General features: G+C 42.0%; 23 protein-coding genes. 6 read left to right on the plus strand and 17 right to left on the minus strand.

Translation table 11 applies throughout. From position 1 onward, the window contains the following. Positions 1 to 2 precede the first annotated feature (2 nt). The gene (locus J7338_RS15075) at positions 3 to 899 is read left to right on the plus strand and encodes a GGDEF domain-containing protein (RefSeq protein WP_210797820.1); all 897 of its coding nucleotides are present in this window, start codon (positions 3 to 5) and stop codon (positions 897 to 899) included. Positions 900 to 947: 48 nt separating this feature from the next. Here J7338_RS15075 and J7338_RS15080 read toward each other — a convergent pair whose 3' ends face one another. The 6 genes from J7338_RS15080 to lpxB form a co-directional block, all read right to left on the minus strand. Beyond that, a complete protein-coding gene (locus J7338_RS15080) occupies positions 948 to 1,295 on the minus strand; it encodes a hypothetical protein (RefSeq protein ID WP_210797821.1) in 348 nt (115 codons plus the stop codon). Next, positions 1,292 to 2,599, minus strand: coding sequence for a tRNA lysidine(34) synthetase TilS (gene tilS / locus J7338_RS15085; RefSeq protein ID WP_210797822.1), 1,308 nt, complete (start codon positions 2,597 to 2,599; stop codon positions 1,292 to 1,294). Before tilS ends, J7338_RS15080 begins: the two co-directional genes overlap by 4 nt. Positions 2,600 to 2,699: 100 nt before the next feature. Next, positions 2,700 to 3,656 (minus strand): acetyl-CoA carboxylase carboxyl transferase subunit alpha, encoded by a 957-nt coding sequence (gene accA, locus J7338_RS15090; RefSeq protein WP_210797823.1) that lies wholly within the window; start codon positions 3,654 to 3,656, stop codon positions 2,700 to 2,702. A 16-nt stretch (positions 3,657 to 3,672) separates the two neighbouring features. Beyond that, the gene (gene dnaE, locus J7338_RS15095) at positions 3,673 to 7,164 is read right to left on the minus strand and encodes a DNA polymerase III subunit alpha (protein ID WP_210797824.1); all 3,492 of its coding nucleotides are present in this window, start codon (positions 7,162 to 7,164) and stop codon (positions 3,673 to 3,675) included. Continuing rightward, positions 7,164 to 7,760, minus strand: coding sequence for a ribonuclease HII (rnhB, locus tag J7338_RS15100; protein WP_210797825.1), 597 nt, complete (start codon positions 7,758 to 7,760; stop codon positions 7,164 to 7,166). The genes dnaE and rnhB overlap by 1 nt, the downstream gene beginning before the upstream one ends. Next, the gene (lpxB, locus tag J7338_RS15105) at positions 7,750 to 8,907 is read right to left on the minus strand and encodes a lipid-A-disaccharide synthase (protein WP_210797826.1); all 1,158 of its coding nucleotides are present in this window, start codon (positions 8,905 to 8,907) and stop codon (positions 7,750 to 7,752) included. The genes rnhB and lpxB overlap by 11 nt, the downstream gene beginning before the upstream one ends. 377 nt (positions 8,908 to 9,284) lie before the next feature. Between lpxB and J7338_RS15110 the strand changes: the two genes are divergently transcribed. Genes J7338_RS15110 through cydC form a run of 5 tightly spaced genes read left to right on the plus strand, consistent with a single transcriptional unit; the run spans position 9,285 to position 15,682 of the window. Beyond that, positions 9,285 to 10,886: a cytochrome ubiquinol oxidase subunit I gene (locus J7338_RS15110; RefSeq protein WP_210797827.1), complete on the plus strand. Its 1,602-nt coding sequence runs from the start codon at positions 9,285 to 9,287 to the stop codon at positions 10,884 to 10,886. Further along, positions 10,883 to 12,022: a cytochrome d ubiquinol oxidase subunit II gene (gene cydB / locus J7338_RS15115; RefSeq protein ID WP_215909103.1), complete on the plus strand. Its 1,140-nt coding sequence runs from the start codon at positions 10,883 to 10,885 to the stop codon at positions 12,020 to 12,022. The genes J7338_RS15110 and cydB overlap by 4 nt, the downstream gene beginning before the upstream one ends. 13 nt (positions 12,023 to 12,035) lie before the next feature. Further along, the gene (gene cydX, locus J7338_RS15120; protein ID WP_210797828.1) at positions 12,036 to 12,188 is read left to right on the plus strand and encodes a cytochrome bd-I oxidase subunit CydX; all 153 of its coding nucleotides are present in this window, start codon (positions 12,036 to 12,038) and stop codon (positions 12,186 to 12,188) included. Beyond that, positions 12,178 to 13,956 carry a thiol reductant ABC exporter subunit CydD gene (gene cydD / locus J7338_RS15125; protein ID WP_210797829.1) on the plus strand — a complete coding sequence of 593 codons (1,779 nt, stop codon included), beginning with the start codon at positions 12,178 to 12,180 and terminating at the stop codon, positions 13,954 to 13,956. The genes cydX and cydD overlap by 11 nt, the downstream gene beginning before the upstream one ends. After that, positions 13,949 to 15,682 (plus strand): thiol reductant ABC exporter subunit CydC, encoded by a 1,734-nt coding sequence (cydC, locus tag J7338_RS15130; protein ID WP_210797830.1) that lies wholly within the window; start codon positions 13,949 to 13,951, stop codon positions 15,680 to 15,682. Before cydD ends, cydC begins: the two co-directional genes overlap by 8 nt. Before the next feature lie 139 nt (positions 15,683 to 15,821). Here cydC and lpxA read toward each other — a convergent pair whose 3' ends face one another. From lpxA to pyrH, 11 genes are all read right to left on the minus strand, one after another. Further along, positions 15,822 to 16,592: an acyl-ACP--UDP-N-acetylglucosamine O-acyltransferase gene (lpxA, locus tag J7338_RS15135; protein WP_210797831.1), complete on the minus strand. Its 771-nt coding sequence runs from the start codon at positions 16,590 to 16,592 to the stop codon at positions 15,822 to 15,824. Positions 16,593 to 16,594: 2 nt separating this feature from the next. Continuing rightward, positions 16,595 to 17,047, minus strand: a complete 453-nt coding sequence (gene fabZ / locus J7338_RS15140; RefSeq protein ID WP_210797832.1) for a 3-hydroxyacyl-ACP dehydratase FabZ — start codon at positions 17,045 to 17,047, stop codon at positions 16,595 to 16,597. A 27-nt stretch (positions 17,048 to 17,074) separates the two neighbouring features. Further along, positions 17,075 to 18,097 (minus strand): UDP-3-O-(3-hydroxymyristoyl)glucosamine N-acyltransferase, encoded by a 1,023-nt coding sequence (gene lpxD / locus J7338_RS15145; protein WP_210797833.1) that lies wholly within the window; start codon positions 18,095 to 18,097, stop codon positions 17,075 to 17,077. 9 nt (positions 18,098 to 18,106) lie between these two features. Beyond that, positions 18,107 to 18,625, minus strand: coding sequence for an OmpH/Skp family outer membrane protein (locus J7338_RS15150; protein ID WP_210797834.1), 519 nt, complete (start codon positions 18,623 to 18,625; stop codon positions 18,107 to 18,109). A gap of 11 nt (positions 18,626 to 18,636) precedes the next feature. Continuing rightward, entirely contained in the window at positions 18,637 to 21,108 is a 2,472-nt protein-coding gene (bamA, locus tag J7338_RS15155) for an outer membrane protein assembly factor BamA (protein WP_210797835.1), read from the minus strand. A 104-nt stretch (positions 21,109 to 21,212) separates the two neighbouring features. Then, positions 21,213 to 22,565 (minus strand): sigma E protease regulator RseP, encoded by a 1,353-nt coding sequence (gene rseP, locus J7338_RS15160; RefSeq protein WP_210797836.1) that lies wholly within the window; start codon positions 22,563 to 22,565, stop codon positions 21,213 to 21,215. A gap of 1 nt (position 22,566) precedes the next feature. Further along, the gene (gene ispC / locus J7338_RS15165; protein WP_210797837.1) at positions 22,567 to 23,772 is read right to left on the minus strand and encodes a 1-deoxy-D-xylulose-5-phosphate reductoisomerase; all 1,206 of its coding nucleotides are present in this window, start codon (positions 23,770 to 23,772) and stop codon (positions 22,567 to 22,569) included. Next, the gene (locus J7338_RS15170) at positions 23,769 to 24,635 is read right to left on the minus strand and encodes a phosphatidate cytidylyltransferase (RefSeq protein WP_210797838.1); all 867 of its coding nucleotides are present in this window, start codon (positions 24,633 to 24,635) and stop codon (positions 23,769 to 23,771) included. The genes ispC and J7338_RS15170 overlap by 4 nt, the downstream gene beginning before the upstream one ends. A 17-nt stretch (positions 24,636 to 24,652) precedes the next feature. After that, positions 24,653 to 25,432 (minus strand): isoprenyl transferase, encoded by a 780-nt coding sequence (locus J7338_RS15175; protein WP_210797839.1) that lies wholly within the window; start codon positions 25,430 to 25,432, stop codon positions 24,653 to 24,655. A gap of 81 nt (positions 25,433 to 25,513) precedes the next feature. Then, positions 25,514 to 26,035 carry a ribosome recycling factor gene (gene frr / locus J7338_RS15180; RefSeq protein WP_215909106.1) on the minus strand — a complete coding sequence of 174 codons (522 nt, stop codon included), beginning with the start codon at positions 26,033 to 26,035 and terminating at the stop codon, positions 25,514 to 25,516. A gap of 50 nt (positions 26,036 to 26,085) precedes the next feature. Further along, positions 26,086 to 26,835, minus strand: a complete 750-nt coding sequence (pyrH, locus tag J7338_RS15185) for a UMP kinase (RefSeq protein ID WP_210797840.1) — start codon at positions 26,833 to 26,835, stop codon at positions 26,086 to 26,088. Positions 26,836 to 26,962 lie beyond the last annotated feature (127 nt).

Below are 26,962 nucleotides of genomic sequence, written 5' to 3' on the forward strand. Positions count from 1 at the left end.
TCATGGAAAATGTCCATATTTTGACGCAACGCATCTCTGCACGAGGCGAATTTCTGCCGTTTTCGGCAGAGCATTACCGTAATAACAAACCTGCAGCTATTCATAGCTTGCTTGAGAAACTACAAACAACATTGAGCATAGAAGAGCTGCTAACAATTTATGCTGAACACGCAAAGCAGCTTATTAATTTTTCAGGCTTGCAGTTTCAGTCGTCTCTTGGAGTGGCACAAATAGCTGATAGTGATAACAGTAAGCCGCCATATTCATTTAATTTAGACATAAATAATGAACATTTAGGACAGCTTATCTATTTTTGCCAATATCCGCTTTCAGGCAGTATCAAACAAAAGTTAGTTGACCTACACAGCGTATTAGCTTACCCATTACGTAATGCATTAATGTACAGTCGTGTGCTAAAGCTAGCAACTAAAGACACTTTAACAGGGCTTAATAATCGCAGTCAGTTTGATGCTATGTTGGCTCAGAAATTAGAGCGTTTTCGTCGCCATCACCGCCCATTTAGTTTAATGCTGTTAGATTTAGATAATTTTAAACAAGTTAATGATAGCTACGGCCATAAAATTGGTGATGACGTACTGCAGGAGTTTGCCAACGTTTTATGCAGAAGTATTCGCGGTACTGATTCTGTATTTCGCTTTGGTGGCGATGAATTTGCGGTATTAATTGATGATCCTGAATTTACCACAAATAAAGTGATTGCTCAGCGAGTGATGCAGTTAGTGGCGCAATCAAGTTTAATGAAACAATATGAAGTCACCACCAGCATTGGATTTACCCTGGCAAATAGCAAAGATTGTGAAAATGAGATTTTTGCCCGCGCCGATAAAGGCCTATACAAGGCCAAAGCATCAGGGCGTAATTGCGCTAAAGCGTATTAATTAAAAGTAAGCCTAGTTCCCCCCGCTAGGCTTACTTTGATACCCATACTAATTTTTTGACTTAGCTAATAACTTATAGCCTAATAGTGCTAAGCAAAAACCAAAAAAGAAACCACTAATTAGGTATAACAATGCAGCCATGCTGGTAAGTGGTACAACAATGACCATTAATAATGGCATACTCACCCCCACAATAAAAAATAGTCCGCCTTTACCTAACCAGTACGCAATTAAAATAATCGCACACACCAAACCACCTGCAACCGAATACGCTAACGTTAATAACGCCAGCTCAAACATTACCGTGGCAATGCCCGCTACAACGGCTGTAACTATAAGCCCTAATGGCGCTTTATTGACGAGTGATAAACCAACGTGTGGCTGTGACGTTGTCATGTTTTTATCTCCCAAAATATACCTTTTTCATTGGCGTGTTCTGCACTTATAAAATGCCCTACGACATAAACTAATTGCTCATTATAAAAAATTAATGGCACATTAGCACGTAACCATGGCGCTACTTTGGCATCTTTAAACCAATGTTTAATACTGTTGTGACCCGGTTTTTTAAGCGGTTTAATACGCGCCTGAGGGCAATTAAACTGAACAGAAACGTGTTCATCAGGCAATGGTTTTCTGACCCCTACACCTGATAATTGTATGAGAGTGCGACCATCTGAAAGTAACTGTTTTTGAGCTGTTAGTGATTGGCTGTCAGGTACGCTTGTTTCACGTACAAAATATAAAAAGTTTTGATGCCGGCGTACTTGCCCTCCGGTTAACTGAATAAGTAGCTGCGCATCAGCTTTTGCTGTTAAACCTTGTGTAAGTATTTGCTGAGTTTGTTGTTGTGATGGCATAAGCGTCGTAAATTGCCCAAGCCAACACCGCAGAACATTTGCTTGGCGCGCAGCGCTAAAATTTGCTAGCTGTAAGCAGCTTAACCCCTGTTGGGTGTTTTGGCATTGGCTTAAATCTAACTGAGTGTATTCATCAAGTACATCTTGCTGCTGTTGAAGAAGGTTAACACTGCGTGCTGCGCTTTTCTCAAAGCCGATAAATCGTTCACTTAATAGAGGCACTATTTGCTGACGAATAAAATTGCGATCAAAGCGCTCATCTGTATTTGAATCATCGGTAATATGCTCAAGCTTAAACTGGCTAGCAAATTGTTCAATACTGTGTCGTGTGGTGTTCAGCAGTGGCCGTAAACATTCTCGCCCAGAACTCAAGGTGCGAATTTGCCGCATAGATGCTAAGCCTTGTAATCCTGAGCCGCGTTTTAGTCTCAGTAAGAACGTTTCTAGTTGATCATTTAAGTGCTGCCCTAGCAAAATAATACTGCCGCTTGGGCTATGCTGATCAAGTGCCTGATACCGAGCATCGCGGGCGAGCTCTTCTAGACTCGTGCGTGATTTATTGGTGATTTTTACCTGAGCCGAGTAAAAAGAAACTTTTACTATTGCACATAGTTTTTCGCAAAAATGCTGCCAATCGTCGCCATACTGACTTAAACCATGATTAACATAAACTGCGCTTAATTGCAGTTGCGGTATTTCAGCTTTTAGCGCATTCATTATATGCAGTAATACCACCGAATCCACACCACCAGAAAGCGCTACCGTAAATGCGGTTTTGTACTCATTGGTATAAGGCGTAATGGCATTTTTTACTTGTTGGTATAACGATGTTGTTTGCATGAGTAACCATCAACTTAAATTTAGTGGTGCTCTTAGCTCCTAGCTCCTAGCATTCTAAAACAAAAAAGCCGCAAAAGCGGCTTTTTTCATCAATTGGTTATTAACAATAACCGAATGACATTAAACGTTTATAGCGTTGTTCAAGCATCTCATCCAATGATAGTGCCTGTAAATCAGCTAAGTCACGCTTAAGTTGATTTTTCAGGTTACGCGCCATGCCTTCGTAGTTGCGGTGTGCGCCACCTAATGGCTCTTCAACTAAGCTGTTGATCAAATCAAGCTCTTTAACACGCTCAGCGGTTACACCCATCGCTTCTGCAGCAAGAGGGGCTTTATCAGCGCTCTTCCACAAAATTGATGCACAACCTTCTGGTGAAATCACCGAGTAAGTGCTGTACTGCAACATGTTAACGCGATCACCTACACCAATGGCTAGAGCACCACCTGAGCCGCCTTCACCAATAACCGTACAAATTGTTGGCACTTTTAATGCTGCCATCACTTTAAGGTTACGTGCGATTGCTTCAGATTGGCCTCGCTCTTCAGCGCCAACACCTGGGTATGCACCTGGGGTGTCGATAAAGGTCATAATTGGCATTTTAAAACGCTCTGCCATTTCCATTAAGCGTAATGCTTTACGGTAACCTTCAGGCTTTGGCATACCAAAGTTGCGTTTAATTTTTTCAGCGGTATCGCGGCCTTTTTGTTGGCCAATAACCATCACTGGTTGGCCCTCAAAACGTGCAATACCACCTAAAATTGCCGGATCATTAGCAAAAGTACGATCGCCAGCAAACTCGTCAAATTCCGTGAAAATACGCTCGATATAATCTCGAGTATAAGGACGCAACGGATGACGGGCTAACTGAGAAACCTGCCAAGCACCTAATTTAGAGAATATTTCCTCTTTCATTTTAGCGCTTTTCTCTTTTAATCGACTGACTTCCTCTTCTAATTCAAGGTCTAAATCGCCAGCGCGGCTTATATTTTGTAACTCTTCAATTTTTGCTTCTAACTCTGCGATTGGAAGCTCAAAATCAAGATAATTGAGGCTCATGCTCTAAACTACCTAATTAGTTAAATTCTAGTTCTACATCTTGTGCCGCCATTAACGATAACTTATGAATTAAGTCATCACTAGGCGTAACACACCATTCTGTCCCGAGGGTTAACTGTGCCAGCGCATCTGGACGCTGGTAGTAAACCTTAATCGGACAAGTACCGAACTTATAAGGTTCAAGTACTTTTTGTAAATTATCGAAGAAGTTGGCTTCGATTTGCACCATATTCAGCGTCATTTTAATCGCTTTAATACGTTTTTCTCGCGCTTGCGCGATGGTGCATATGTCTCTGGCAGTCATTGTAATACCACCGGAGAAGTTATCAAAGCTGACCTGTCCAGATATTACCAAGATATTGTTGATTTGCAGCATATCTTGGTACATTTCAAACTGTTCTGGGAATAAGCGTACATCAATACGGGCACTCTTGTCATCTAAAGTTACAAGGCCCCAGCGATTTCCCTTTTTATTTACTAGCGTACGTGCAGCTATAACAAGGCCTGCAGCAGTTGATTGCACATCACGATTAGTTGGCTGTAAATCCACTAATTTACCACTGGTGTAATATTTCAGTTCTTTGCGATACTGATTTATGGGGTGCCCGGTTAAATATAAACCTAAGGTTTCTTTTTCCCCATCAAGCCATTGGTTATCAGTCAGTGGCGTGGCTTTTATAAATGCCTGCTCGACTTCATCAGGCTCTGTCGCTAATAAACCAAATAAATCAGTTTGCCCTAACGACTCTGCTTTATTATGTTGATCTGCCGCACGCATGGCATCTTTCAAACTAGCCAGCAAGGTAGCACGAGCTGGTTGCGTTTTCTCGGGACCGAGTTGATCAAGCGCACCGGCGTAAATAAGTTTTTCGGTTACGCGTTTATTGATACGTTTTAAATCTACCCGCGCACAAAAATCGAATAGGTCGTTAAATGGCCCACCGTTACTTCGCGCTTCTAAAATTGCATCTACAGGCGCTTCACCCACCCCTTTAATAGCACCGATACCATAAACAATTTCACCCTTGAGATTTACTGTAAACTTATAGGCACCGGCATTTACATCGGGCGGTAATAAAGTGAGTTTCATGTTCTCACATTCATCTACTAGAGTAACAATTTTTTCGGTGTTATCCATATCAGCCGACATCACCGCCGCCATAAATTCAGCAGGATAATGGGTTTTCATCCAAAGTGTTTGGTACGATACTAACGCATAGGCTGCGGAGTGCGATTTATTGAAACCGTAGCCTGCGAACTTCTCTACCAAGTCGAAGATCTTAATCGCCAGTTCGCCGTCAATACCGTTATTTCGCGCACCATCTTCAAATGTTGAACGCTGTTTTGCCATCTCTTCTGGCTTTTTCTTACCCATTGCACGACGTAACATATCGGCGCCACCTAGGGTGTAACCAGCCAGTACCTGAGCAATTTGCATTACTTGTTCTTGATACAAGATAATGCCGTAAGTCGGCTCCAAAATAGGCTTTAAGCTTTCGTGTTGGTATTGTGCATCTGGATAAGAAATTTCTTCGCGACCAAGTTTTCGGTCGATAAAGTTATCTACCATGCCTGACTGTAATGGCCCGGGACGAAACAAGGCTACCAAGGCTATCATATCTTCAAAGCAATCGGGCTTTAAGCGCCTTACTAAGTCTTTCATACCCCGGGATTCAAGTTGGAATACCGCGGTAGTTTCTGCTCTTAATAGCAGCTCTATACTCTTTTTATCATTCAATGCAATGGTGTTGATATCGATTGACTCTTTGCCCTCTCGGGTTAAGCGCTCATTAGTCATATCAACTGCCCATTGCAAAATGGTCAGGGTTCGTAGACCTAAGAAGTCAAACTTTACTAATCCGGCGGTCTCTACGTCATTTTTGTCAAACTGAGTAACCGGAAACTTACCTTCATCGTCACAATACAGGGCGGCAAAATCAGTAATTGTAGTCGGTGAAATAACCACACCACCGGCATGTTTACCAGCGTTACGTGTACAGCCTTCAAGGATGCGACACATATCGATTAAATCTTTTACTTCTGTATCACCATCGTAAGCTTCTTGCAGGCGTGGCTCAACATCAAACGCTTTTGCCAACGTCATGCCGGGATCGCCCGGGATCAGTTTTGATATACGGTCAACAAATCCGTACGGGTGGCCAAGTACTCGGCCAACATCGCGAATTACCGCTTTTGCTGCCATAGTACCAAAAGTAATGATCTGTGATACCGCGTCTCGTCCATACAGAGCCGATACGTGATCGATTACTTCATCGCGTCTATCCATACAGAAATCGACGTCGAAATCCGGCATTGATACACGTTCAGGGTTCAAGAAGCGCTCGAACAGTAAATCAAATTCAAGCGGATCAAGATCGGTAATTTTCAGCGCGTACGCCACTAACGAACCCGCGCCTGAACCACGCCCAGGCCCAACTGGAATATTGTTATCTTTACTCCACTGGATGAACTCCATTACGATCAAGAAGTAACCAGGGAAACCCATTTGGTTAATTACATCGAGCTCGATTTGCAAACGCTCGTCGTATTCAACGCGTTTTACAGCACGGTCTGCTTCATCAGGGAATAAAAACTGTAGACGCTCTTCAAGACCGTCTCGGGATACTTTCACCAAGAAGTCTTCAATTTTTAATGAGCCGGTTGGATAATCTGGTAAGAAATACGTACCAAGCTGCACCGTCACATTACAGCGTTTGGCGATTTCCACACTGTTTTGCAGCGCTTCTGGGATATCACTAAACAGCTCAGCCATTTGTGCTGGGGTTTTTAAGTACTGCTCTTCAGAGAAGCGCTTTGGTCGGCGTTTATCATCAAGCGTATAGCCGTCAAATATTGCTACGCGTATTTCGTGGGCCTCGAAGTTTTCAGGCTTCAAAAATACCACTTCGTTGGTAGCCACCACTGGCAGTTGCTCAACGGTTGCAAGCTCAACCGCTAAGTGTAAATAGTCTTCTTCTTGTGTACGCTTAGTACGTATCAACTCAATATAGTAGTTATCACTAAAATGCTGTTTATAAAAACTAACCACCGACTCAACTGTCGCTGGGTTGCCTTTTAATAGCGCTTTACCTAAATCGCCATCTTTGGCACCAGAGAGTAAAATAAGCCCTTCTTTGTGCTCAACTAACCAATCTCGTTCAATAACAGGGCGATGAAATAAATGCCCACGTTGATATGCTTTTGAGATTAAAAGGGTAAGATTTTTATAACCAACATTATCTTTGGCTAAAATAACTAACCGACAAGGCCCTTCTGGAAACTCTGGGCTGTGTAACCAAAAATCAGCTCCAACAATTGGTTTAATACCCGCATTATGAGCGGTGTCATAAAAGCGCACTAAACCACATAAGTTCATTTGGTCGGTAATGGCCAATGCCGGTAGTTGTAATTCCTGCGCTTTGGCGACAATCGGTTTGGTTTTCGCTAAACCATCGACCATTGAAAAGTCTGAATGAACCCGTAAATGCACAAAATCTGGAGCTGCCATTACTTCTCCTGCATTGCTAGTACACGTTGTACTGGTTTAAAGCTTTTACGATGTTCATTAATGGCACCGTATTGTTCAAGAGCAGCAAAATGTGCCTTGGTTGGGTAGCCTTTATGACCTGCAAAACCATATTCCGGATAGCGTTTATCAAGCTCAATCATTTCATCATCACGGGCAACTTTAGCAATAATGGATGCTGCTGAAATTTCTGCCACTAGAGTGTCGCCTTTTATTACGGCTTGTGCCGGCATACTGAGCGCAGGTAGACGATTGCCATCGACAAATACAAACTCAGGGGTGGTAGTTAAGCCTTCAACCGCACGCGTCATTGCCAGCATAGTCGCGTGTAAAATATTTAACTCGTCAATTTCTGTGGGGCTGCATCGGCCAATTGACCAACACAGCGCTTTTTCTTTGATCTCAATTGCCAGTGCTTGGCGTTTTTTATCAGTCAATTTTTTTGAATCGGCAAGGCCTGCTATTGGTTTAGCTGGATCGAGGATCACCGCAGCGGTCACTACATCGCCAACTAATGGCCCACGACCAACTTCGTCAACGCCTGCGATAAAGCTGAGGTTGGGTCGTTCAATTTGCATCTATAATCTCCGCAACAGCAGTGGCTGCTTGCTCACTAGCATTTAAGCGTATTTGTTGGTGAATGGCTAAAAAACGCGCTTTTAACTCGCGATTATCACTCTTTAACATCGGCTCAAGGGCGTTCGTTAGGTTTTCAACGCTGCAATCATGCTGCATAAATTCAGGCACTAGCTCTTCGTCAGCTAATAAGTTTGGTAACGAAAAGTATTTAATATTAAAAGTGAATAAACTTTTAAAAATCCAATAACTAAGGGCTTTTATTTTATAGCCAACCACCATAGGTTTTTTATAAAGCATCCCTTCAAGGGTCGCGGTTCCTGACGCAATTAAAATAACATCTGCAGCTTGCATAGCAAGGTTCGATTGTCCATCCAACAACTGAATATTTAGTTGTGGCGCTGTAGCTGCCAAAATAGCTGAAAATTGTGCTTTGCGTTGCTCATTAACAAGCGGCACCACTATTTTTAAATCAGGATTTTTAGCTTGTAACTCGGCCGCTGTTTTAAGGTAAGTTTCACTAAGCAACCCTACTTCTGAGCCTCGACTACCTGGCAATAATGCCAATACTTTATCATCAAGGCTTAAACCTAATTGATGACGCGCTGTGCTGTCGTCATGCTCAAGAGCAATATCATCAGCCAGTGTATGACCAACAAAAGTACATGGCACATTATGTTTGTCGTAAAATGCTTTTTCAAACGGTAATAAAGCCAACACCATATTGGTTGCAGCGCTGATTTTATGAATACGTTTTTCTCGCCATGCCCATACTGAGGGGCTCACGTATTGAATGGTTTTAATTCCCGCGTCTTTAAGCGGTTTTTCAACCCGTAAATTAAAATCAGGGGCATCAATGCCTATATAAACATCTGGTGGGTTATCAATAAAATGTTGAACTAGTTGCTTGCGAATTTTTAATAACAGCGGTAATCGGCCTAGCACTTCCACTAAGCCCATTACGGCAAGATCTTCCATATCGAATAAACTATTACAGCCTTGCGCCTGCATTTTTGGCCCTGCGATACCTTCAAAAATGGCATCAGGGTAGCGCTGTTTCAACGCTTTAATTAGGCCTTCGCCTAAAATATCACCGGAGAGCTCTCCAACTACAATCGCTATACGCAGTGGCTGTTTATCTTTATTCATGGCTGTTTTTTATTCACAAGTCAACAAGGTAGTTATAGGCTGTAGTCTAGCTTGTTTTACTACACGATTAAATGACACAGCTTGAATAAATTAGAGAAACCTGCACGAATGTACCTTTACTGATACAACTAGAAATGTTTGCCTGTTTTTCAAACATATTGGTAAATAGTTAAGCTCTGTGTTTCACTAACTAGAGCTGATTAAAAAGCATCACATTGATCATAATGGAGTAATATTTATCCATGTTGTGATTGACAAAAATTAAGCTAAAGTTAATACTGCACAAACTTTCAATAATTACTGAAAGTTCATTAAGCGACTTTTTGCTTACTTTATTTGTTTTGTGACTCGTCCGCACATACAAGGAGCTATAAAAAATGATAGATGAAACCTTCGTGGATCTATCGCGATTACAGTTTGCTGTCACCGCCCTGTTTCACTTTTTATTTGTACCACTGACTCTAGGTATGACCTGGATTTTGGTGATCATGGAATCGGTTTATGTAATGACTGGCCGAGAAATCTACCGTGATATGACCAAGTTTTGGGGTAAATTATTTGGTATTAACTTCGCCATTGGTGTAGCCACAGGTCTGACTATGGAGTTTGAATTTGGTACTAATTGGTCTTATTATTCTCATTATGTCGGCGATGTATTTGGTGCCCCCCTTGCTATAGAAGGCTTAATGGCGTTCTTTTTAGAGTCAACCTTTGTAGGTGTCTTTTTTTTAGGATGGGAACGACTCAGTAAACGCCAACACTTAGCAGTTACTTTCATCATGGCATTTGGCACCAGCATGTCAGCTTTATGGATTTTGGTAGCTAACGCTTGGATGCAAAATCCTATTGGTGCTGAGTTTAACTATCAAACCATGCGTATGGAAATGACTAGTTTTACCGAGCTTGTCTTTAATCCTGTCGCACAAGTTAAGTTTATTCATACCGTTTCTGCAGGCTATGTCGCCGCATCCATGTTCGTATTAGGGATCAGCAGTTGGTATATCTTAAAAGGTCGTGATCTTGCCTTTGCAAAACGCTCTTTTTCAGTCGCCAGCGGTTTTGGTTTAGCATCAATATTATGTGTTATTTTACTCGGGGACGAATCAGGCTATGAAGTCGGTGAAGTACAAAAAGTAAAACTTGCATCCATTGAAGCAGAATGGCACACCGAGGAAGCACCCGCCGCGTTTACGTTAGTAGGTATTCCTGATTCTGATAAGCAAGTTACTCACGCAGCCGTTAAGATCCCTTATGTAATGGGTATAATTGCAACACGCTCTTTAGACGAACAAGTAACAGGAATTATAGATTTAGAAAAGCAACACGAAGTACGTATTCGTAATGGTATGATTGCTTATAAATACCTTGAAAAACTGCGCAGTGGTGATGACTCAGCTGAGAATATTGCCAAGTTTGACACCCTCAAAGCTGATTTAGGCTATGGCTTATTATTAAAGCGTTATACCCCTAATGTAGTTGATGCAAGTGAAGCACAAATTCAGCAAGCCGTTAAAGATTCGTTCCCAAAAGTAGGCCCGATGTTTTGGTCATTTAGGATCATGGTTGGCTGTGGCGTGATTATGCTAGCCGTATTTGTATTATCTTTTTATTACAACGCACATCGCGTGATTGAGCAAAAACGTTGGTTATTGTGGGCTGCGGTGTGGAGTATTCCCCTACCTTGGATTGCAATCGAGTTTGGCTGGATAGTCGCAGAGTATGGTCGTCAACCATGGGCAATCTCTGAAATACTGCCAACCTTTTTAGCGACCTCATCACTGACTGTCAATGATATTTTAATAAGCTTAACGGGCTTTATCGTATTTTATACCGGCCTTGCAAGTGTAGAGGGCTGGCTAATGCTGCGCTTTGTTAAACGTGGGCCAAGTTCATTACATACAGGTAAATATCACTTTGAACATTTAGAGGACTCTACAAGTAATAGCCAAATAACTGACGAACAAGGAGTAAACTCATGATTTTCGATTATGAAACGTTAAAGTTACTTTGGTGGCTTATCATTGGTATCCTATTGATAGCTTTTGCAATCACCGACGGTATGGACATGGGCGTGGCTATGCTTATCAAACTGGTTGGTAAAACCGACAGCGAACGCCGTGTGGTGATCAATACTGTTGGCGCACACTGGGATGGTAATCAAGTATGGTTCATCACCGCAGGTGGTGCCTTGTTCGCAGCGTGGCCTATGGTTTATGCTGCTGCATTCTCTGGTTTTTATTTTGCTATGATGTTGATATTATTTGCTTTATTTTTTAGACCTTTAGGCTTTGACTATCGCAGCAAAATTGACTCGCCGCGTTGGCGTAATAATTGGGATTGGGCCTTATTTGCTGGAAGCGCCATTCCTGCACTCGTATTTGGCGTAGCCTTTGGCAATCTATTTTTAGGTGTACCATTTAGTATTGATGAATACCTTAGAACAAGCTACCAAGGTTCATTCTTTTCGCTACTTAATCCCTTCGCACTACTATCGGGTATAATTAGCCTCACTATGCTACTTGCCCATGGGGGAATTTGGCTACAGTTACGCACTGACACTGATATTGCACGTCGAGCGGCTCAATATGGTCGTTATGCGTTGCTAGTATTCGTTGTGTTATTTGCTCTAGCTGGTATTTGGGTTGCTAATCTTGATGGTTACCAAATACTATCGATGGGTGATAAGCAAGGCTTTGCGAACCCTATGGATAAGACTGTAACCACCGCAGCAGGTGCATGGCTAAACAACTACCAACAAACTCCTTTAACTATGCTATTCCCTGTGGGGGCCTTTACAATGGCCGCAACAGCGTGGTTCTTTTCAAAAATTAATAAACCTGCACTGGCCTTAATGGCAACGAGTTTAATGCTTGCCGGTGTGATCATGACGGCTGGAATATCATTATTCCCATTTGTTTTACCATCAAGTAATCACCCTGATATTAGTTTGACAATATGGGATGCGGTTTCCAGTCATAGAACATTAAATGTCATGTTTGTTGCTGTGAGTATTTTTGTTCCACTTATTTTACTATACACCACATGGTGTTATGTGCAGATGTGGCGAAAAGTGACAGTTGAAGAAATCGAAAATAACAGCCATGACAGTTACTAAGGAGGTATAACCTATGTGGTATTTTGCTTGGATACTCGGTGTTTTATTAGCATGTACGTTAGGTGTGATCAACGTAATGTGGTATGAATTTACTCAAAACAAAGACAGTATCGCTGACGACGAACAAGAATTACACGATAGGCTTAATCGCCAAAATGACGACTAACCCCCAACCAAAACGCGTGCAGCAAACTACACTGCGCGCGTTTTTAAAAACGCACTCCAATCACGCCGGTAGCCTTCTAAAGATTAGTATTGCATTAGGAACATTTAACGCACTACTAATGATTACCAGCGCCTATTTAGTAGCGAGTTCGATCCATTTAGTGATGTTTCAACAAGCAGACTTAGCCACCATAACCCCGTCACTTTGGTCATTAGCTGCACTGATTTTAGCCCGTGCTGTGTTGCTTGGATTTTCGCAACGGATCAGCGCCAAGGCTGCGCTTAAAATCAAAACAGCGATGCGTCACACGTTACTTAAAAAGCTAACATTGCTTGGGCCTAGCTATATTGAGCAACACGGCCATGGCGCAACCTTAAATACCTTACACAACGGTGTAGAAGCACTGCACGATTATTACGCTAACTATTTACCGAGTGTGGCTTACAGCGCATTAATTCCTTTAGCTATCTTGATGGTGATTTTCCCAACCGACTGGAAAGCGGGCTTGATCTTTTTATTTACCGCACCACTAATTCCATTTTTTATGATTTTAGTGGGTCACAAAGCTGAACAACTTAACCAACAACGTTGGCAGCAACTGGCCGTATTGGGTAATTACTTTTTTGATCGCGTACAAGGGCTTACACAACTTAAGTTATTTAATGCGACAAAACGTGAATTAAAACAGATAGCCAAAATTTCTGATGATTTTCGCCATGCAACTTTAAGCGTATTAAAAATTGCATTTTTGTCGTCCTTTGCGCTGGAGTTTTTAGCCACCATCAGCGTGGCATTGGTGGCTGTGATCATCGGTTTCCGGCTATTTTTTGGCACCTTAGACTTTGCGACTGGTTTTGTGGTGTTATTACTTGCCCCGGAATTTTATTTACCGTTGCGTCAATTAGGCAGTCATTACCATGCCAAGTTAGAAGGCATAAGTGCAGCGGCAGATATGCTCAAAATATTGAATGAACCCATTGCTGGTGACAATAACAGCTCCCGCGCTGGGCTTTCCCAATTAAGCCTTGAGCGTATCGAACAACTGCAGATCGATAACTTAAACTTTTATTATCCAGACAGTAATGAAGGCGTTAAAAATATTAATCTCACTTTTTCTGGCACCGGTTTGTATGCAATTATTGGTCAAAGTGGTGCTGGTAAAAGCACCTTACTGGATTGTTTGTTAGGGTTTCATCCACAGGTTGTCACAACAATCAAGGTTGATCAGCAGCAGCTAAGCCAATCGGATATTAGCCAATGGCAGCAACATATTGCTTGGATCCCACAACAGCCAACATTATTGTTCAACACTATTAAGGCCAATTTAGTGCTCGCAAAACCAGATGCTACAACCGCGCAATTAGAAGCCGCAGCCAAGCAAGCTGGTGCACTTGAGTTTATCAATGCATTACCTCAGGGCTTTGATACCCATATTGGTGAGCAAGGAGAAGGGCTTTCTGGCGGGCAAAAACAGCGCATCGCTTTAGCACGGGCATTTTTAAAACAAGCACCTATTTTAGTGCTTGATGAACCCACCGCGCACCTTGATAGCCAAACTGAGCAATTAGTGCAAACAGCAATTAATCAATACGCGAAAGACCACCTGGTTGTAGTGATCGCTCATCGTTTAAATACTATCGAGCAGGCTAAGCAGGTACTGGTAATGAAAGATGGCAGCGTAATTGAACAAGGCGATTTTAAAGGTTTGCTCAATCAGCATGGCGTACTGTTTGATTTAGTAAATGCAAGGAGCACACAAAATGACTGACTTTATGCGCTTGCTTAAATTATGTAAGCCGCATCTAGGCGCTATGCTATTAGGTGCTTTTTTGGCGACACTGACCGTACTGGCTAACGTTGCCCTACTGGCTATTTCTGGTTGGTTTTTAGCCTCAATGGCAGCAGCAGGTTTAGCAGGCGTACAGCTGAACTACTTCACGCCTGCGGGCACAATTAGGTTTTTAGCAATCGTAAGAACAGCGTCTCGTTACGGCGAGCGACTACTAACTCACAACGCCACTTTTTTACTGTTAAGTGAAATTCGTGTCAGTGTTTTTAACACACTAAGCCAGCTGAGTAATGTTGATTTAGCGATGAGCCGCAGCGCGGATCTATTTAACCGTATGCAAAATGATGTTGAAGCGCTCGATAAGTTTTATTTAAACGTATTACTACCGATGATTATTGCGCTTATAAGCGTGCCAATTGTGCTGATATTTATGAGCGCATATAACGCCGATGTCGCACTGCTGTGCTTTATCACGCTACTTTTAGTCGGCGTTCTATTACCTTTAATGTTGAGTAAGCAACTACAACAAACCGCTGAACTCGAGACAAAATATTCAGCAACGTTGCGCGCAGAGCTATCTGACACTTTAAGCGGACTCAGAGAGCTGGCTATATATCAAGCCACTGAGCAACAAGTTGAACAGTGTCGTACAGCCAGTGAGCGCTATAATCAGCAGTTATTTACACGCCACAATGCAGAAGCAACCAGTAGTGGTTTATCACTGCTTATAGTGCAATTAAGCATGCTGGGCGCGATTGTGATAGTTGCGCCACTGGTTTATAACGCCACTATGGTGAATGTTGAATTAGCCATGCTCAGTTTGTTTGTACTTGCTAGTTTTGAAACCGTGCTAACACTCCCCAATGCTTTTATTCAATTACCCGTAGCATTGAGCGCTGCAAAACGTATTTTTGATTTAGAAGATCAACTGCGCCCTATTACTCACTGTACTGAAGAGCTAGTGGCAGTACAACCTTTAGGGCTTGAGTTAAAACATCTAAGCTATTGTTATCATCCGGATACCTATGCGTTAAATGATATCAACCTAACAATCTCAGCACTGCAAAAAGTGGCCATTGTCGGCCAAAGTGGCAGCGGGAAAAGTACCCTGGTTAATTTACTCAGTGGTTTATGGCCACAGCAAGGTGGAGCAATAAACCTAACCTCGACAGACAAAACCATTGAAATTAATACCCTTAGTCAGCAAAATCGCTGCGAACTGATTAATATAGTCGCGCAGCAACATCATATTTTTGATGGCACCATTGCTGATAATTTGCGTTATGCCGCCCCAACAGCAAGCAAGACGCAAATGCTTGCGGCTTGCCAACAAGCGCAGCTTGCTGGTTGGTTGGATGATTTAAAACAAGGCTTAAATACTCGTTTAGGTACAGGTGGTAGAAGCTTATCGCGGGGGCAATCAAGGCGGTTAGCGTTAGCGCAAGCACTACTTCGTGCGCCAGCTATTTTAGTACTTGATGAGCCGACTGAGGGACTCGATAATCAATCTAAACATCAGGTTATGGATGCGATATTAACCAGCATGCAGCATTGTACTGTGATCAGCATAACTCATGATCCTGCCTTACTTGCCAATATGGATAAAGTGATTTGGCTAGAGCAAGGACAAGTAAAAGCCATCGCAACGCATCAACAATTATTAACAGAGCACGATGATTACGTTAACTTGATCACACGCTTTTAATCAAAATTCAACGCTCCCTTAGAGTGATAAAGGTATCAACTGAGCTGCAACTGAATTAAAGTAAATACAAAACAGTGAATACAAAAAAGCCACCATATTAACTTAATAACTGGTGGCTTTTATACACAGCATAAACGAATTAACGAATAATACCGCGTTCAGAATTTTTCACAAAATCAACCATTAACTGTACTGCTGGGTACTTAGCGGCATCATCTGCAAGCGCTGCAAGTGCCTCTTCAACACCTAAGCTCTTACGGTATAATGTTTTATAAGCACGGCGTGTTGCCATTACTTCATCGCTTTCAAAACCACGACGTTTCATACCTTCAGTATTAATTGCAACTGGGCCTGCTGGTGTGCCTATAGTTGTTACAAATGGTGGGACGTCTTTATTCACGCCAGAATACATACCAACAAACGCATGTGCACCCACTTTGCAAAACTGATGAATTCCTGAATTGCCCGCTAAGATAACCCAGTCACCAATATGTACATGGCCTGCAACAGATGCATTATTAGCAAAAATAACGTTGTCGCCAATCACCGCATCATGCGCTACGTGAGTGTAAGCCATAAACAAGTTATTGCTACCAATCTTAGTCACACCTTGGTCTTGGGTAGTACCCCGATGGATGGTGGCACATTCACGAATAACATTGTTATCGCCAATGATCAGTGTTGTTGGCTCATTATTATACTTTTTGTCTTGGCAGGCTTCACCTACAGACGCAAATTGAAATATATGATTGCCTGAACCTATTGTTGATGGGCCTTTGACCACAACATGAGATTCGATAATGCTGTTGTCACCAATAACCACATCGTTGCCAATGTAGCTATACGGGCCAACCGATACATTATTACCTAACTTTGCACCTGGTTCGATTATCGCTGTAGGATGGATCACAATTAAAGCTCTCTTCTCGCACACATGATTTCGGCACTACATACTATTTTACCATCAACTTTTGCTTCTGCTGCAAACTTCCAAATATTACGACGCTCTTTTAAAAATTGAACGTGTAAGTGCATGGTGTCACCAGGCGTTACTGGTTGTTTAAAGCGCGCATTATCTATCGCTGCAAATAAATATAGCTCATTGTCACTGCGATTTTCGACAGTTTTAAAACCCAATAAACCGGTTGCCTGTGCCATAGCTTCTAAAATTAATACACCAGGAAAAATTGGCTGGTTTGGAAAGTGACCTGTAAAAATAGGTTCATTAAAGGTTACGTTCTTTATCGCATGCAACGATTCACCAGGGGTGAAATCAAGTACACGGTCAACCAGTAGCATCGGGTAACGATGTGGAAGTAAATTTAAAATTTCTTGTATATCAAGGCTATTTAATTCGTTTGCCAAAATAGCATCCTTATTTGTGTTCAACGTTCATGACTTATTTAATGCTTCCAGCGCCTTAAGACGGTTTTTCATGTCTGAAAGGTTTCGCAAGTGAGCAATAGACTTTCGCCATTCTTTATTTGTCGTATGTGGTATGCCTGATGAATATACACCTGGCTCTGTGATCGACTTAGTCACCATACTCATGCCCGTTATTATAACACCATCGCACACAGACATGTGACCGTTAATTGCTGACATACCGCCGATTTGGCAATTTTTACCGATAGTAACACTGCCAGCTAACACAGTACATCCTGCAACAGCAGTGCCTGAGCCAATTTCAACATTATGGGCAATTTGACATTGGTTATCAATAATCACATTGCTGTGAATAATCGTGTCATCAATTGCACCACGATCAATCGTACTACCAGCGCCAATCTCAACCTTGTCACCAATGATAACACGACCAAGCTGAGGAATTTTTATCCATTGGCCTTTATCATTTGCATAACCAAAGCCATCACTGCCGATTACGCTACTTGATTGAAATAAGCAATCACTGCCAATTTCTACATCATGATAGACACTGACGTTCGCCCATAATTTTGTGCTATTGCCTATTTTTGTGTTTTCACCAATAAAGCAATTAGCACCTATTTGCGCGTTATCAGCAATCACCGCTCCGGCTTCAATCACCACATTAGCTGCAATAGCAGCTGTGCTTGCAACTGTGGCATCAGGATGGATCACCGCACTTGGGTGAATACTTTGTGATGCTGAGCGTGGCGTAGTATCGAGTAACTGGGCTAGTTTTGCATAGCAAACATAAGGGTTTGCAACAATGAGCTTATTCCCTTGATAGTACTCTACGTCTGCGGCAGATAGGATCACTGCCCCCGCTTGAGTATCACTAAGTTGTGAGCGATATTTCTTATTCGCTAAAAATGCGATATGCCCAGATTGGGCATTTGCAAGTGTAGCAATTTTTGAGATTTCCAAAGCGCCGTCACCATCAAGCTCGGCGCCTAGAAGTTCCGCAATCTGCGAAAGCGTATAATTATGCATATATCAATTCTATTGCTTACTTACTTGATCAACAACTTTACTTGATAAATCAACTACCGTTTTAGGGTTAAAGTAGATAGTTGTATCTTTAACTTTAACTTCATCGTACTTTCCATCTTTGGCAATCTCTTCGATTGCTTTGATGATAATACCTTGAACTTTAGCTAGCTCTTGGTTTTGACGAGTTTTAATTTCTTGCTCTAAAGGACGACCTTTTTCAGCAAGGTTTTTTTGCATGCCTTCCACTTTTTCACGCAACGCGTCTTTTTGCGCTTGGCTCATTGTAGTGCTTTCACGCTTGAATTTTTCTGCTTCAAAACGGATATCGCCCTGGAGCTTTTCAAGTTCTTGACGACGCTCAGCAAATTCAGCTTGTAGTGTTTGCTCAACTTTTGCCATTTGTGGGATTTGCTTATAGATTTCTTGCATATCTACAATGCCTACTTTATGTGCAAAAGCACTTGCAGAAGTACCCATCATAAGTGTTGCTAAAATGGCAATTGCCGATGATTTAAATGATTTTTTCACAAAAAACTCCTTTAGAATGTATTACTAATATTAAAGCTGATGGTCTTCGTATCGTCATCTTCTTCTTGTTGCAATGGATACGCAAAACTGATCAGCATAGGACCCATAGGTGAGATCCACTGCAATGATAAACCGGTTGATACCCTAAAGCGCAGCGGATCTGAATAATCCTCAAGCTTAGCGCGTTCATTCGGCCCTAAATTTTTATAACGATCAACGTTAAATTCAGTATCCCATACATTTGCAGCATCAACAAAGAAACTGGTACGTACAGAGCTGGTATTCTCTTCATCCAAAAATGGGGTTGGCACAATTAACTCCATGCCTGCAACCGCTTTAGCATTACCACCAATACGTCCTCGCGTTGTTAACACATCAAACTCTGGCGAGCCGCCTATATTGCCTGTAACGCCGCCATCTTTCGATGGTGTGCCAGGAATTTGTTGTGGTGTACGCGATATTGCACGCGGCAAAATAGTATTACGGTCAAAACCTCGTAATTCCATTTCGGTTATACGGAAATACTCTTGAAATGGCAGTGTTTGGTCGTAACCATTCTTATCGCCATAACCATTACCATAGCCAAATGCAGCACGCGTTGAGAATACCCACCGATGGTTATCACTGATTGGCCAATAAAAACGCGAGTCATAATTTAACTTAAAGTAAGTTAAATCAGAGTTTGGCGTAGTACCAGTTAAGTTTAATGTTTGACGCGAACCAGCCGTTGGGAATAAACCACGGTTTACTGTCACACGAGACCAGCCAACGCTGAGTTCGTACTTAGTAAAATCAAATCCTTTATCTGGGTTATTCACGTCTAGGAAGGTCTCACGCATAACACGAGTTTGCTCATATTCAGCAATCTCAGATAACTCTTCTTGGATCCACTTAACGCCAAAGTTGATACGGTTTACCGCATCAATCGGAAAGCCTATATTTGTACCAATACCATAACTCTTCGATTTGTAATCGATAAGGCTAAACTTACTTGCATCATAATTACTGTAAAAAATGCTACTGCCTTGCGATACACCATCTGGGGTAAAGTAAGGGTCAGTATACGATACGCTAACACGTTCTGAACCGCGAGAGGTATTGATATTAAAACCAATTTGGTTACCCGTGCCTAAGAAGTTAGATTCAGTCACACCGATATTAAATTGCAGACCTAAGTAAGAACCATAAGCAAGGCCTGCGTTAAAGCTACCAGCTGATTGCTCTTTAACGGTAAAATCGACATCAACTTGGTCATCAATGCCCGGTACTGGCACAACATTAAAATCAACTTTTTCCATATATGGTAGACGTTGAATTTGCAATTTTGAGCGTTCAAGGTTTTGATTTGATAACCATGCACCTTCAAGCTGGGTCATTTCACGACGTAATACTTCATCTGCGGTATTTTGGTTGCCACCAACAATAATACGACGCACATATACACGCTGCCCAGGTTTTACTGATAGCGTTAACTGCACTTCTTTGGTTTCGTCATCAATTTCAGGGATTGTACGTACTTCCGCATTGGCATAACCAAAACGCGCTAAATAGCTTTTAATAAACTCTTCAGACGAAGTAACCACTGAACCGTTATAAAGTTCACCAGCACGAAGTGGTATAACACTTTTAATTAGCTCTTCGCGACCAAGTAAATCACCGATGAAATCAAAGCCTTTCACTTTGTATTTAACGCCTTCGGTGATGTTAGCTGTTACATACACAGACTCACGCTCTGGGCTCACTGATACTTGGGTTGAGTCAATATTAAAACGTAAGTAACCACGGTCTAGATAATAACTACGAATTTTCTCAAGGTCGCCTTCGATGGTTTGTTTCTGGTAGCGATCGCTGCCCATAAACTGCCACCAAGGTAAATCTTGTTGTGACTCAACAAGTGCCAACAAGTCTTCATCACTAAATAATTCGTTACCAACTAAGTTGATCTGACGAATAGATGCGGCGTCGCCTTCATCAAACTCAAGTTTTAGCTTAACGCGGTTACGCGGTAACTTAGTGATACTGACATCAATTTTAGCGTTGTATTTACCAATACTGTGGAAAAACTCTATTAAGCCTTTCTCGATGTTATCAACCACCGTTTTATCCAGTGGTTCACCTTGGCGAATATCTTGCTGATCAAGCGACTGAGTAAGTTGCTCGTCTTTAATGTCTTTATTACCATCAAACTCAATAACACTAATTGTTGGGCGCTCAGTTACTCTAAAAATAACATTATTGCCATCACGTAGTGCCTTGATATTGTCGAAGTGACCAGAGTTATACAAAGACTTAATCGTTTTTGAAATTGTATAGTCATCAACACTATCACCCACGTTAATAGGAATATGTGTTAATGCCGCTCCCAACGCTACGCGCTGCAAACCTTCAACTTTTAAATCGTCAACAATAAAGGAGTTTTGGCCTAGGGCTGCAAAGCTAGCACCTAATAAACTTGTTACTGCCAAATGTTTTTTTATAGCCATTTTATTATCTTTATCCTTTACAACGGTATTACCGCTCAACACCTTAAAATTATACTTTAGCGGTGTTTTACAATCGTGTTTTAATTCGAGACTGTCGCAATTGCTTACAATCGCGATACATCATTGAACAAAGCGAAACATGTAAGAAAAATGAGTAGCAAGGCACCCACTTTAAAACCAAATTCTTGTGTCTTTTCAGAGACCGGCTTTTTACGAAAAAGTTCAATTATGTAATACATTAAATGCCCACCATCAAGCACTGGTAACGGCAATAAATTAAATACACCCAAGTTTACACTTATCAATGCTAAAAAGCTTAAAAATGCCACTAAGCCATAGCTTACGCTAGTTCCCGCCCCTACCGCAATACCAACTGGACCACTTAAATTTTTCACTGATACTTGACCAGTAATTAAGTTACCAATCATATCAAAGCTTAGGCTGATCAAGCGCCATGTTTCAGTTACGCCCAGCACCATACTATCGAGTGGGCCATAATGTCTAGTTTCAATGTAACCATCTGGCCATTTTTCAACCATCGGTGCTACACCTAAAAAGCCTTGTAACACGCCATCATTATTACGTTGCCCTTTCGGCGTAACATTTAGCAACTCGATACTATCTTGTCTTTTTACACTAAATTGTAATGATTTGTTAGCGGATTGCTGAATAACATTAACTAACTGCATCCAACTGGTTATTGTTTCACCATTTACTGCGATAATTTCATCACCGGCTTGTAAGTTAGCGTCTGCTGCAGCGGAGTTTGGCGAAATTGTAGCAACGGTTAAAGTCGCCTGCGGACGAAACGGCACAATGCCCAATGAAGCTAATGGCGGCACATCTTGTTGATCCAGTTTCCAACCATCAATATCAAGCGTTTTAACCTGTTCTTGAAATTGCTCGTCACGCACGGTGACTGCTACGCTTTTATCACCTAAACTTGCCATTAATGCAAACGTAGCATCTTGCCAGGTAGCGATATTATCATCGCCAATTTTGACAATCTGCTGACTCGACATAATACCAGCTTGTTCAGCTCGGCTACCTTCTTTGATCGAACCGACCACCGGCTTCACCGATTGAACCCCAACCATGTACATGGCAGCTAAAGCAAAGATAGCAAATATAAAGTTTGCCATAGGCCCTGCAGCAACAATCGCGATACGCGCTTGTACTGACTTGGCATTAAATGATAAATGGCGTTGCTCAGCTGGCACGTCATCAACGCGCTCATCAAGCATTTTCACGTAACCACCCAAAGGGATCGCTGCAATGACATATTCAGTGTCGTGTTTATCGTGCCATTTTATTAGCGGTTTACCAAAGCCAATAGAGAACCTTAACACTTTGACACCCGCTTTGCGGGCAACCCAAAAATGGCCATATTCATGCACTGTCACTAAAATACCCAGCGCTAAAATAAAAGACCCTAAATTCCACAGAAAATCGAACATATTAGCGTACTACCTTTGCAATGAGTTGCGTCGCTTGAAGTCGAGCTAAACGATCACATTCAAGAATTTCATCCAGCGTATGTACGTTTACATCCACTGTTGTATCTAATGTTTGTGCATTAATGCGGTATATATCAGTAAAGCCTATCTGCCCTTGTAAAAATGCCTGCACAGCAATTTCATTGGCAGCATTAACTGTCGTCGTAGCACCTTGTCCAGCATTACACGCAGTAATAGCTAATTGTAAATTTGGATAGCGAGCAAAATCTGGTTTCGTAAAAGTAAAATCAGCAAGGGCGGAGAAATCAAGCGGTGTAACACCGGCATCAATACGCTGTGGGTATGCTAAAGCATGAGCAATCGGTGTACGCATATCTGGATTCCCCATTTGCGCTAGCACCGAGCCATCTTGGTATTGCACCATTGAATGAATAATACTTTGCGGGTGAATGACCACTTCAATATCGTTTGCCTGGCAGTTAAATAGCCATTTAGCCTCAATAAACTCAAGGCCTTTATTCATCATAGTGGCTGAGTCAACCGAAATTTTTTGCCCCATCGACCAATTTGGATGCGCCACGGCTTGTGCTACAGTAACGCCCTTTAAAGAGGCAATATCACAGGTTAAAAAAGGCCCACCAGAACCGGTAAGTAAAATTTTACTTACCCCATGCTCATGTAACTGTGCATTGGTTTTAGAGCCTTGCAGTGCACTTGGCAGGCACTGGAATATGGCATTATGTTCACTGTCAATCGGTAGTAAAGTGGCTTTATGCTGTTTTACTTTATCAATAAACAACTGACCTGACATGACTAAAGATTCTTTATTCGCCAGTAATACTTTTTTACCTGCTTCTACCGCACTGAGTGTAGGTATGAGCCCTGCTGCACCAACAATCGCCGACATTACCGCGTCAACGTCTGGGTGAGCGGCCAGCTCCCCCATGGCAGCAATGCCACTGCGGATCACTGTTTTGCAGCCACTACCCGATAAGTGTTGGCTTAACTTAGCCGCTGCGCTGTCATCAGCCATCACTGCAAAGCGTGGTTGATGAGCAAGACACAATTGCGCCATCAATTTACTATTATGACCTGCCGCAAGTGCAAATACAGCAAACTGTTCTTGGTTACGCGCAACAACATCTAAGGTACTTAAACCAATAGAACCTGTTGCGCCAAGAATGACAAGTTGTTGTCTACAACTCATAAACTAAGTGTCCATGCATAGCACAACACAAAAATGGGGGCCGCAGCGGTAAGGCTGTCAAGGCGGTCTAAAATCCCCCCATGGCCAGGCAAACAAGAGCCACTATCTTTAAGACCAGCTTCGCGTTTAAACATACTTTCGAGTAAGTCGCCAATAGCTGAAAATAACGCGATGAATACAGTCATAATCGCGTAAATTGGCCAAACAGACATGTTTACGTTGGTAAAATGACAAAACGCTAAAACAAAAACCACCGCTGCAACTAAGCCACCAGCTAAACCTTCAATGGTTTTATTTGGGCTCACTTTTGGCATTAACTTATGCTTGCCAAAGTTTTTGCCAGTAAAGTACGCACCAATATCAGCACTCCATACGATCCCCAGTACCACTAAAATAAGCATCGAACCAAAGTGTGTTGATTGCTCATAGTTAGCACTGCGCAGTGTATTAAGTGCAAGCCACAGCGGTACTAAGGTGAGAATGCCGGCAATAGCCCGCATAACCACTCCTTCGTTCCATGCTTTCGCCATTGCTGGATAGCGCCACACTAGATAGGTGGCTACTATCCACCACGAAAATGACAGGGTGAATATATAATTTGCGTCACCCACTAACTGGCCGTTAACCCACAGTCCATCAATTGGCCAATGCCAATTAAGCAGTACCAGTAGTAAGCCAATAAACGCCACAAACGAAAAACGTTTAACTTTATCGCATAACCCCATAAATGCCGACCATTCCCACGCGCCTAATAAAACAATCGCGCCAGCAATGTAACTAAACAATGTAAGAGGTGTATAAAAAACCAACACCAGTGCTAAAGGCGCTAGCACTAAAGAGGTTAAAATTCGTTGTTTTAGCAAAGTGTTACCCTTTTTAATTAGGTTTCAGCGAGTAATTGTTTTATTTGTTCGCCAGTACAACCAAACCGTCGCTCTCTGGCAACGTAACAAGCGATAGCATCAGCAAAAGCTGCTTCATTGAAATCAGGCCAAAGCGTATCGGTAAAATAAAGTTCAGCATAAGCAGCTTGCCACAATAAAAAATTGCTTATGCGTAAATCGCCACCTGTACGGATCAACAAGTCAGGTTCAGCCTGATCGTGCATGCTCATATGGGTGGCTAAATCGTGCTCTGTAATCTCATCAGGGTTTAACGTCCCTGCTGCAATCTGCTTAGCTAATTGCTTTGCAGCATTTGTTATATCCCATCGACCACCATAATTTGCCGCTACATTCAGTTGTAACCCTGTATTATTAGCCGTTAATTCATGTGCTGCATCAACCTTGCTACGCAAAGTATCTGAAAAACGAGATAAGTCACCAATAATAGTTAACTTAACATTATTTTTGTGTAGCTTTTTAACTTCCTTGCTCAACACAAACAAAAACAGCTCCATCAGGGTACTGACCTCATCTTCAGGCCGATGCCAGTTTTCACTACTAAAAGCGAACAGAGTCAGTGACTCTACACCTAATTTTGTGCAAAACTGCACAGAGTGACGAACCGCATCCACGCCTTTTTTATGACCGTACACGCGCGGCCTATTCTTTGCTTGTGCCCAACGACCATTGCCATCCATAATTATAGCGACATGCTTGGGTAAACATTGCTGGGAAATTTTATCAGCGTCAAGAACCATAAATATTGAGTATTCCATAAAAAAACGCCGCCTAGTATACCCCAGACGGCGTTTCAAAACTAATAAATTTACTAACCCGCATTTGGGTTATTTAGCTGCTTAGATTTCCATCAGCTCGGCTTCTTTCGCCGCTAATTGAGTGTCCATTTCTTTAATGAATTTGTCCGTAAGCTTTTGAATTGCATCATCAGATTGACGTGCTTCATCTTCAGAAATATCTTTATCTTTCAATAAGTTTTTAACGTCACCGTTAGCATCACGACGAATGTTACGGATTGCAACGCGGCCACTTTCAACTTCACCACGAACGATTTTAATTAAGTTTTTACGACGTTCTTCAGTTAGCGGAGGAAGCGGTACACGGATCACAGAACCCGCAGACATTGGGTTTAAGCCTAAGTCAGATGCCATGATTGCTTTCTCTACCGCTTGCGCAAGCGATTTATCAAATACACTAAGTGCTAATGTACGTGAATCTTCAATCGTTACATTGGCAACTTGGTTCAATGGCGTTGGTGCACCGTAATATGGCACCATAATGCCATCTAATATTGCCGGATGAGCACGGCCAGTACGGATTTTAGATAGTTGACTGCTAAGTGCCGTTACACTTTTCTGCATACGTTCTGCAGCATCTTTTTGAATATCGTTTATCACGGTTCAATCCTAATCTAGTTAATAACTTCATCTGAAGCTTGTGAAGAGATAAGAGTGCCTTCTTCTTCGCCCATAATTACACGCTTTAAAGCGCCTGATTTGTTCATGTTAAATACGCTCAATGGCATCTTGTGATCACGCGCAAGAGTGAATGCCGCAAGATCCATTACTTTTAATTCTTTTTCAATGATTTCATTGTAGCTCAAGTGACGGTAAAGTGTCGCGTCAGGGTTTTTCACCGGATCATCACTGTAAACACCATCAACCTTGGTGGCTTTAATCACGGTATCGGCTTCAATTTCAATACCGCGTAAACACGCGGCCGAATCCGTTGTAAAGAAAGGGTTACCAGTACCGGCTGCAAAAATAACTACACGCCCTGTTTTTAATAAGCTAATTGCCTCAGCCCAGTTGTATGCATCACACACACCGTTAAGTGGGATAGCTGACATTAAACGGCAATTTACAAATGCACGGTGCAACGCATCACGCATTGCAAGGCCATTCATAACAGTTGCTAGCATCCCCATATGATCGCCCACTACGCGATTCATACCTGCCTCAGCAAGTGAGCCGCCACGTAAAAAGTTACCGCCACCGATAACTAAACCCACTTCTACGTCGAGTTCTACAAGCTCTTTGATTTCTTGCGCCATACGGTCTAATACTTTTGGGTCGATGCCGAAGCCTTCGTCTCCCATCAGTGCTTCACCGCTTAATTTGAGAAGAACGCGTCTAAAAATAGGTTTACGATTGATTGTCATAGTATTTGGGCCAACTTTATAAAAAAAGGATAAAAAATAACCGCGCTTATGATTTTCACATAAAGAGCGCGGTTATTTTAAAGAATTTTCAGCGATGACGCAAAAGCAAATAACAGAATAATTTCAT

This window comes from Pseudoalteromonas ostreae, from assembly GCF_018069805.1.
GTDB classification, from domain to species: Bacteria; Pseudomonadota; Gammaproteobacteria; order Enterobacterales; family Alteromonadaceae; genus Pseudoalteromonas; species Pseudoalteromonas ostreae.

Coding starts and splice junctions, on each gene's coding strand:
- J7338_RS15075 (WP_210797820.1), top strand. CDS start 3: ATGGAAAATGTCCATATTTTGACGCAACGCATCTCTGCACGAGGCGAA.
- J7338_RS15080 (WP_210797821.1), bottom strand. CDS start 1,295: ATGACAACGTCACAGCCACACGTTGGTTTATCACTCGTCAATAAAGCG.
- tilS (WP_210797822.1), bottom strand. CDS start 2,599: ATGCAAACAACATCGTTATACCAACAAGTAAAAAATGCCATTACGCCT.
- accA (WP_210797823.1), bottom strand. CDS start 3,656: ATGAGCCTCAATTATCTTGATTTTGAGCTTCCAATCGCAGAGTTAGAA.
- dnaE (WP_210797824.1), bottom strand. CDS start 7,164: ATGGCAGCTCCAGATTTTGTGCATTTACGGGTTCATTCAGACTTTTCA.
- rnhB (WP_210797825.1), bottom strand. CDS start 7,760: ATGCAAATTGAACGACCCAACCTCAGCTTTATCGCAGGCGTTGACGAA.
- lpxB (WP_210797826.1), bottom strand. CDS start 8,907: ATGAATAAAGATAAACAGCCACTGCGTATAGCGATTGTAGTTGGAGAG.
- J7338_RS15110 (WP_210797827.1), top strand. CDS start 9,285: ATGATAGATGAAACCTTCGTGGATCTATCGCGATTACAGTTTGCTGTC.
- cydB (WP_215909103.1), top strand. CDS start 10,883: ATGATTTTCGATTATGAAACGTTAAAGTTACTTTGGTGGCTTATCATT.
- cydX (WP_210797828.1), top strand. CDS start 12,036: ATGTGGTATTTTGCTTGGATACTCGGTGTTTTATTAGCATGTACGTTA.
- cydD (WP_210797829.1), top strand. CDS start 12,178: ATGACGACTAACCCCCAACCAAAACGCGTGCAGCAAACTACACTGCGC.
- cydC (WP_210797830.1), top strand. CDS start 13,949: ATGACTGACTTTATGCGCTTGCTTAAATTATGTAAGCCGCATCTAGGC.
- lpxD (WP_210797833.1), bottom strand. CDS start 18,097: ATGCATAATTATACGCTTTCGCAGATTGCGGAACTTCTAGGCGCCGAG.
- bamA (WP_210797835.1), bottom strand. CDS start 21,108: ATGGCTATAAAAAAACATTTGGCAGTAACAAGTTTATTAGGTGCTAGC.
- rseP (WP_210797836.1), bottom strand. CDS start 22,565: ATGTTCGATTTTCTGTGGAATTTAGGGTCTTTTATTTTAGCGCTGGGT.
- ispC (WP_210797837.1), bottom strand. CDS start 23,772: ATGAGTTGTAGACAACAACTTGTCATTCTTGGCGCAACAGGTTCTATT.
- J7338_RS15175 (WP_210797839.1), bottom strand. CDS start 25,432: ATGGAATACTCAATATTTATGGTTCTTGACGCTGATAAAATTTCCCAG.
- frr (WP_215909106.1), bottom strand. CDS start 26,035: ATGCAGAAAAGTGTAACGGCACTTAGCAGTCAACTATCTAAAATCCGT.
- pyrH (WP_210797840.1), bottom strand. CDS start 26,835: ATGACAATCAATCGTAAACCTATTTTTAGACGCGTTCTTCTCAAATTA.